Source organism: Thioclava sp. DLFJ5-1, from assembly GCF_002020115.1.
In the GTDB taxonomy this organism is placed as follows: Bacteria; Pseudomonadota; Alphaproteobacteria; order Rhodobacterales; family Rhodobacteraceae; genus Thioclava; species Thioclava sediminum.
Map to the genome: position 1 here is coordinate 436,261 of NZ_MPZU01000003.1, position 7,509 is coordinate 443,769.

Here is a 7,509-nt window from a genome sequence, read left to right on the forward strand (position 1 = left end):
GACTTACTGCCCCTGATCGGTCGTGCTCGCCACCGCGGCCGAGCTGTTCGCCTTGTCGAGGATGCGCTTGTAGCGCGGCTGCGAGGCGGTATCGACGGTGACACTGGCCGACAGACCTGCGCGCAGGCCTTCGAGGTTCGCGCCTTCGTCGAGACGCAGGCGCACCGGAACACGCTGGGTTACTTTCACCCAGTTGCCGGTCGCGTTCTGCGCCGGAAGGATCGAGAACTCGGCCCCGGTGCCCGCGCCGACCGCGTCGACCGTCGCGTGATATTCGCGATCCGGGAAGGCGTCGAATTCGACGGTGGCCGACTGGCCCTCTTGCATATGGGTCAGCGCGGTTTCCTTGAAGTTCGCGATCACCCAGACGTCGCTGGTATCGACCAGCGTGAAGAGGCTGGCACCGGCACCGACCATCTCGCCCGCTTTGAACGAGGAGGCCTGGTAGATGATGCCATCGGTGGGCGCATCGACCTCGGTCTGCGAGAGGTTGTACTTGGCGTCATTGACCGCCGCGATCGCCGATTTCACCGAGGGGTGTTCATCGACTTGAATCTCGGGATTGCCGTTGAGCGCAACCTTGGCCGACGCCACTTTCTGCTTCGCGGCGGCCAGCGTGTTCTGCGCAGCTTGCGTCGCCGTGCGCTGCTGGTCGAGCGCCTGCTGCGTCGTGGTGCCGGATTTGATCAGCTTTTCCTGACGGTCGAGCTGTTTTTTCTGATACGCCGCGTTATCGGCTGCCTGTTTCTCGTCGGCGAGCGCGGCCTTGTAGGAGGCGCGAAGCTGTTCGACCTGAAGGCGAGCCTGCGACAGTGCGGCCTCGGCCTTGGCCAGCGCCAGCTCGTAGGGCTTCTTGTCGAGCTCGAAGAGCGGCGCGCCTTTTTTCACATGCTCGTTGTCATGCACGAACACTTCGGTCACACGGCCCGAGATTTGCGAGGCGACGGGGATTCTCGCCATCTGGAAATTGGCGTTCTCGGTGCTTTGCGAGCCACCGGCGCTCAGCCAGTACCACGCGCCGCCCAGTACGATGAGGGCGGGCACGAGAATAAGGAGCCAGAATTTCGGCCCCTTCTTCTGTTTCTGTTTCGGTTGGTTTGCCGCGCTGTCCGCGGTCGGGTTCTGGTCACTCATGATTTATCTCTGACGTGGAGGAGGTGTCTTCGGAGAGGTTACGGATGATCGCCCGCAGGGTGTTCAGTGCGGTCGCGACTTCGTCATCGCTCAGCCCGGCCAGTGCCTGCTCGTAGATGTCATCCGCGATGGAGCGAGCATTCTCGAACGCGTTGCGCGCCTTGGCCGAGGGATGCACGAGCTTGACGCGTCGATCGTTCGGATCAGCTTTGCGGCAGACCCAGTCGGCTTCTTCCATGCGGTCGACGAGGCGCGAAACCGAAATCGGTTCGATTTCGAGCAGCTCGGCCAGCCGGGCCTGCGCCAGCGCGCCCTCCTTCTTGAGGTAGACGAGCAGCCGCCATTGCGCGGTCGTCAGGCCGAACTCGTTGGCGCGTGCCTCGAAGCGACGGCGGATCAACCGCGTCGCGTCATGCAGGAGAAAACCTAGGCTCTGATCGGGCATCCGGGGCTCCGTTGAAATTAAAGTAAGCCTCTATATTATGAGCCTGCTTATTATTTCAAGGGCGCAATGCGGAAAAATCCACGACGAAAAACGGCGGCCCGAATGGACCGCCGTTCTGAATTTACTTGTTGTCGGAAGCGTTTAGACGCCAGCGTCGATCAGCGCGCGGGCCAGAAGCGGCACGCTGTTTTTGTTAAGGCCCGCGATGTTGATACGCGAGTCGCCGACCATGTAGATCGCGTTGCCTTCCTTCATCGCAGCGACCTGCTCGGGTGTTGCGCCAAGGCGCGAGAACATGCCGCGGTGCTCTGCCACGAAGTCGAAGCGGTCGGAATTGGAAAGCTTGCGCAGTTCGTCGGCGAGTTGCTGGCGCAGTTCTAGCATCCCGGTGCGAACCTCTTCCAGCTCGGCTTCCCAATCGGCACGCAGCTCGGGATCGGTGAGCACGCGGGTGACCAGCGCCTGCCCGTGATAGGGCGGGAAGGAGTAGGTCTGACGGTTGAGATAGGCGAGGTTGCCCTGAACGGTCTTCTTGGTCTCTTCCGAACCCAGAACCATCAGGCAGCCGGTGCGCTCGCGATAGATGCCGAAGTTCTTCGAGCAGGACGCCGCGATCAGGACTTCCGGCAGACGCTCGGCGATCAGGCGGGTGCCTGCGGCATCGGCTTCAAGTCCGTCCCCGAAGCCCTGATAGGCGAGGTCGATCATCGGCACGGCGCCGGTCTCTTTCAGCAGATCGGCGACCTTGCCCCACTGCTCGAGCGTCAGGTTCGCGCCGGTCGGGTTATGGCAGCAGCCGTGCAGCAGCACGATGTCGCCTTCCTTGGCGCCCTTCAGGTCTTCCATCATCGCGTCGAAATCGACCGAGCGGGTCTCGGCATCGAAATAGCGATAGGTGGTGAAGTCCTGATCCATGAATTTCAGGATCGAGAGGTGGTTCGGCCAGGTCGGATCGGAGACCCAGATCTTGGTGCCGGGGTTCGCCATGCGGGCAAGCTCGAAGCCCATCCGGCAGGCGCCGGTGCCGCCCACGGTCGAGAGGCACGCCAGACGATCGGCCGGGTAGCCTTTGCCCAGAACCATCTCGGCCATCGCCGCGTGAAATTCCGGCTGGCCGGCGAGGCCAGCGTATTTCTTCGTGGTTTCCTGATCCCAGACCTGCTTTTCCGCCTTGTGGATGGCGCGCATGATCGGGGTTTCGCCTTCGGCGTTCTTGTAGACGCCAACGCCGAGATCGACCTTCTGGTCGCGCTCATCGGCACGGTATTCTTCCATCAGCGCAAGGATTTTGTCCGGCGCCTGCGGCTTGAGATTGTTCAGCATCATGCTTCTCCCGTTGCGACCTTGAGGTCGTTATACATGCCCCATTCCGACCAGGACCCGTCATAGAGTGACCAGTCGGACTTGCCGATCAGTTCGAGCGCGAGCGACAGGATCGCGGCGCTGACACCGGAGCCGCAGGTCGTGATCGCGGGCTTCGACAGGTCGACGCCGGCGGCCTCGAACAGGGCCTTGATCTCTTCTGGGGATTTGAAGGTGCCCTCGGGGGTCAGCAGTTCGCCGAAGGGCAGGTTGCGCGAGCCGGGGATATGACCCGAACGCAGCCCCGGGCGCGGCTCCGTGCCGTTGCCGAGGAAGCGCTCGTTCGGGCGCGCGTCGATGATTTCGTGATCGCCGAGCTTGCTGGCATGGGCGACCTGCGTGACGTCTTTCACCAGACCGGGGTGGCGTTGCACCGTCATGTGACGGTCGCGCACCATCGGCGGCATGTCTTCGAGCGGGCGGCCCTCGGCCTCCCACTTCGGCAGACCGCCATCGAGCACCGCCACATCCGTCTTGCCCATCAGGCGGAAGGTCCACCAGACGCGCGGCGCGGAGAAGACGGAATGCTGGTCGTAGATTACGACCTGATGGCCGTCGCCCACGCCCATCGCGCGCATCCGCGAGATGAACTTCTCGGGCGGCGGCGCCATATGCGGCAGATCCGAGCGATTATCGGCGATATCGTCGATGTCGAAGAAACGCGCACCGGGGATGTGCTTGGCGTCGTAAGTCGCCTTCGCATCCATCTCCATCTGCGGCAGGAACCACGAAGCGTCCAGAATGCGCAGGTCGGGGTCCTTCAGATGGGCAGCAAGCCAATCCGTCGATACGAGCGTTTTCGGGTCATCCATCGTCATGCGCCTCTTTTGCCGGTCGGGATTGCTTAGACTCAGCGGCGCGCAAGACGCAAGGGCAGGGCGGGTAAATCCGCCCCATGCCCCTAGTAATTCTGCTTCAGAAGGCGCTGTTTCTGGCGGTTCCAGTCGCGTTTCGCCTCAGTTTCGCGCTTATCGGCCTGCTTCTTGCCCTTGGCGATCCCGATCAGGACCTTCGCGATGCCCTTCTCGTTGAAGTACATCTTCAGCGGCACGATGGTCATGCCCTCGCGCTGGGTGGCGTTCCACAGGCGCGCCAGCTCTCGCTTCGAGACCAGAAGCTTGCGTTTGCGCCGCTCCTCGTGGCCGAAATGCGAGGCTTGGTTCAGACTCGCGATATAGGAGTTGATCAGCCACAATTCGGCATCCTCCACCGAGGCGTAGCTCTCGGCGATGTTCGTCTGCCCGACGCGCATCGATTTCACCTCGGAGCCTTGCAGCACGATGCCCGCCTCGAGCGTGTCCTCGACGGCGTAGTGATAACGGGCCTGCCGGTTCTCGGCGATCAGCTTGGAATTGGGGTCTGAATGCTTTGCCATAGTCGCATCGAGATAGGGCAGGCAAGCGGCTCTGTCTAGTGCGGCACCGCTGCGCTTGACGCCCGTGCGGTGGCGCGAAATAGCTAGGGCAGGAGGAAACGTTCATGATCATTCAGATCGCCATCGGTTCGGTGATGATGCTTTTGACCGTGTGCATCGCCGCGCTCAGCGCCTGGGCGATCGAGGCGACATTCTCGCGGCTGCACTGGTGGATGCTGCGTGAGCCGCACCGCCCGAAACTGATGCTTATGGTCGTCGTTGCCGCGCTCTGGGCGCTGGCGATGGTCACGGCGGGCGTCTGGCTCTGGGCGTTCTGCTTCCGCATCCTGGGCGTGTTCAACACGATGGAGCAGTCGGTCTACTTCTCCCTCGTGAGCTTCACCACGCTGGGATACGGCGACATCCTGCTTTCGCATCAATGGCGCATCCTTGGCGGGATGGCGGCGGCGAACGGACTGCTGAACGTGGGGCTTCTGACCGCGCTGCTGGTCGAGGTGATCCGGCATGTGCGCAAGAGCCAGCTGGAAGCCCGGGCCGAGCGTGGCGCGAGCTGAGCTGCTGTGCTCGCGCGCGCGGGTGCGCACGCGAGCTATATATCCGTCAGTCGAGCATCAGCGCGTCTTTGACGATCCCGGTCAGCATATCGGTCACCGGCTGCATCGACTCTTCGTCATAGGAGCGGAAGCCCACCGTCACGTGATCCGTGTCCTCGGGCGTCTGGTAGACGAAGATCGTGTAGGGGCAGTACTGGAAGTTGGTGATATCCGCCTCCATCACCTCGCGCGACGTCTGCGCCGAGCAGAAGGAGAATACGTCCGCGCCGGTGAACAGCGTCTTGGTGCTGCCGACCGCGTCTTTCGTGCGCTCCAGCATGTCACCGGTATGGCTGACGTGATCCACCACGAGCCCCGCGCCGATGATTGCGTTCTGCACTGCGAAGGTGACGTTGTCGAAGGTGTCTTCGGTGGTCCAGGTATGGGCGTCCCCGGCCGTTGCCGCGCTCGCCCCCACTGTGATGACCGCCGCGAGTGCGGCGCCGATGAAGCGTTTCATCTCTCTCTCCCTTGTCTCCCGATCGGACGACTTTGCGCCGTCCGTTGATCCAGTCTCGATACTGGCGCGTATTTTTATACGTGCCTAGAGGTAACAATGTCGCTGTAAGCTCCGAAGTGTAAGCGACGGGCACCGCCCCATATGTAGGGGCAGAGAGGAGATTTCCATGCGCAAGATAAGACCGAACGATCCGAGCTGGGCCGATGTGACGCCGAAGGCCGACTTCCTGAACCGCCGCCAAATCATGGCAGGCGCGGGGGCCATGGCGCTTGGCTCGATTGCCGGGCCCAGCTTTGCCAGCATCGACGCCAAGCCCTCGAAATTCTCGACCGACGCCAAGCCGAACACCCTCAAGGAGATCACCTCCTATAACAACTTCTACGAATTCGGCTGGGACAAGTCCGACCCGGCGAAATACGCCGGTCAACTGGTGACCGACCCGTGGTCGATCGAGATCGACGGGATGGTCGACAAGCCCGGCTCCTATCCGCTCGACGACATCCTCAAGCCCGTGACGCTCGAGCAGCGCATCTATCGCTTCCGCTGCGTGGAGGCGTGGTCGATGGTCGTGCCGTGGATCGGCTTCGAGCTGTCCAGCCTTCTGAACCGCGTGGGCGTGCAGCCGTCCGCGAAATACGTGGCCTTCCAGACGCTCTACCGTCCCGAGCAGATGCCGGGGCAGAAACAGGGCGGTATCGACTGGCCCTATGTTGAGGGGCTGCGCATCGACGAGGCGATGAACCCGCTGACCATTCTGGCGACCGGTCTCTATGACGAAGAGATGCCGAACCAGAACGGCGCGCCGGTCCGCCTGATCGTGCCGTGGAAATACGGCTTCAAATCGATCAAGAGCATCGTGAAAATCTCGCTGACCGATAAGCAGCCGCCGACGACGTGGAACCAACTGCAGCCGCGTGAATACGGCTTCTATGCCAATGTGAACCCGAAGGTGGATCACCCGCGCTGGTCGCAGGCCACTGAACGTCGCGTGGGCGCGGGCCTCTTTGCAGGCCGTCAGGAGACGCTGATGTTCAACGGCTACGGTGACGAGGTCGCGCAGCTCTATAAAGGCATGGACCTCGCGAAATATTACTGATGATCAGCGCAACCCTCTCCGCCCCGATCAACACCGCACTGCGTCGTGTGCCCAGCTGGGCCGTCTATCTGGCGGGGCTGATCCCGCTGGCATGGGTGGTCTGGCTGACACTGACCGGCGGTATCGGCGTCGACCCCGTCAAAGCGATCGAGCATCGGCTGGGCAAGATCGCCCTGTGGTTCCTGATCGGCGGGCTGGCCATCACGCCTGCGCGCCGCTTCCTCGGTCTCAACCTCATCAAGTATCGCCGCGCGGTGGGCTTGCTGGCCTTCTTCTATGTCGCGCTGCACCTGATCGCCTGGGTGGTGCTGGATATGGGGATGCTCTGGGCACAGGCCGCGGCGGACCTCATCAAGCGCCCCTACCTCTTCTTCGGCATCTCCGCTTTCGTTCTGTTGATCCCCTTGGCGGTGACCTCGAACAACGCCTCGATCCGCAAGCTGGGGAAGAACTGGCGGCGGATTCACATGCTGGTCTATCCGGCTGTGGCGCTCGGCGTGATTCACTACCTTTGGCAGATGAAGGTGATTTCCACGGAAGGCTGGGTGTGGCTCGGAGTTTTCCTCGCATTGATGGCTGTTCGCTTCCGTACGTTTCGCTGGTGACTCGGGGTGTTTGGTTTGCTGCCCTTGGGGCAGGGTCCTCAGGAGGTTTCGCGGGGGCGGGTGATTTGCGCAAGATTCTTCCCTGCGGTGGTTTGGTGTGAATTGAGTGCATTTGCAGTGGCGTTGAAAACGTAGAGATTTCAGTGGTTTGGTGAGTTCTTTCGAGAAAAGTGACAGTTTTTCGAAAAAGGCACTTGCGACTCCCGGGTGTGATCCGTAAATACCGCCTCACCGAAGCGGCACACACCGCAACGGGGCGCCGGAAGGGCTCGCAAGGGACTGAAGGCGAAGGAAATTTTGGAGATACGGTTGGCAGGCGGCGCCCCAAGGGATTGAGGCGAGGCCGGTTGATTTTGTCTCCGCGCTCTTTGACATTGATAGATATCTGAAGAGATATGCGGGCGGTTTGGTCGATGATCGATGCGGACCGGAGCATATC

The 7,509-nt window shown here is 61.8% G+C and carries 9 protein-coding genes; 3 read left to right on the forward strand and 6 right to left on the reverse strand.

Translation table 11 applies throughout. The features are described from left to right. Positions 1-3: 3 nt before the first annotated feature. The 5 genes from BMI86_RS12820 to smpB all read right to left on the reverse strand — a co-directional run bounded on the left by BMI86_RS12820 (position 4) and on the right by smpB (position 4,316). Complete coding sequence (locus tag BMI86_RS12820) at positions 4-1,134, reverse strand: HlyD family secretion protein (RefSeq protein WP_078541736.1); 1,131 nt, start codon at positions 1,132-1,134, stop codon at positions 4-6. Then, positions 1,127-1,579, reverse strand: coding sequence for a MarR family transcriptional regulator (locus BMI86_RS12825; protein WP_078541737.1), 453 nt, complete (start codon positions 1,577-1,579; stop codon positions 1,127-1,129). Before BMI86_RS12825 ends, BMI86_RS12820 begins: the two co-directional genes overlap by 8 nt. A gap of 141 nt (positions 1,580-1,720) precedes the next feature. Next, a complete protein-coding gene (locus tag BMI86_RS12830; RefSeq protein ID WP_078541738.1) occupies positions 1,721-2,902 on the reverse strand; it encodes an amino acid aminotransferase in 1,182 nt (393 codons plus the stop codon). Further along, positions 2,902-3,759, reverse strand: a complete 858-nt coding sequence (gene sseA / locus BMI86_RS12835; protein ID WP_143594791.1) for a 3-mercaptopyruvate sulfurtransferase — start codon at positions 3,757-3,759, stop codon at positions 2,902-2,904. Before sseA ends, BMI86_RS12830 begins: the two co-directional genes overlap by 1 nt. Before the next feature lie 83 nt (positions 3,760-3,842). After that, entirely contained in the window at positions 3,843-4,316 is a 474-nt protein-coding gene (gene smpB / locus BMI86_RS12840) for an SsrA-binding protein SmpB (protein ID WP_078522393.1), read from the reverse strand. A 104-nt stretch (positions 4,317-4,420) separates the two neighbouring features. Here smpB and BMI86_RS12845 point away from each other — a divergent pair, with 104 nt between their 5' ends. Further along, positions 4,421-4,870, forward strand: coding sequence for an ion channel (locus BMI86_RS12845; protein ID WP_078541739.1), 450 nt, complete (start codon positions 4,421-4,423; stop codon positions 4,868-4,870). A 46-nt stretch (positions 4,871-4,916) separates the two neighbouring features. On the opposite strand, the gene BMI86_RS12850 is transcribed toward BMI86_RS12845, so the two are convergent. Continuing rightward, entirely contained in the window at positions 4,917-5,369 is a 453-nt protein-coding gene (locus BMI86_RS12850) for a hypothetical protein (RefSeq protein ID WP_078541740.1), read from the reverse strand. 166 nt (positions 5,370-5,535) lie between these two features. Between BMI86_RS12850 and msrP the strand changes: the two genes are divergently transcribed. Further along, a complete protein-coding gene (gene msrP, locus BMI86_RS12855) occupies positions 5,536-6,465 on the forward strand; it encodes a protein-methionine-sulfoxide reductase catalytic subunit MsrP (RefSeq protein WP_078541741.1) in 930 nt (309 codons plus the stop codon). Beyond that, a complete protein-coding gene (gene msrQ, locus BMI86_RS12860) occupies positions 6,465-7,070 on the forward strand; it encodes a protein-methionine-sulfoxide reductase heme-binding subunit MsrQ (RefSeq protein WP_078541742.1) in 606 nt (201 codons plus the stop codon). Before msrP ends, msrQ begins: the two co-directional genes overlap by 1 nt. Positions 7,071-7,509: the final 439 nt, after the last annotated feature.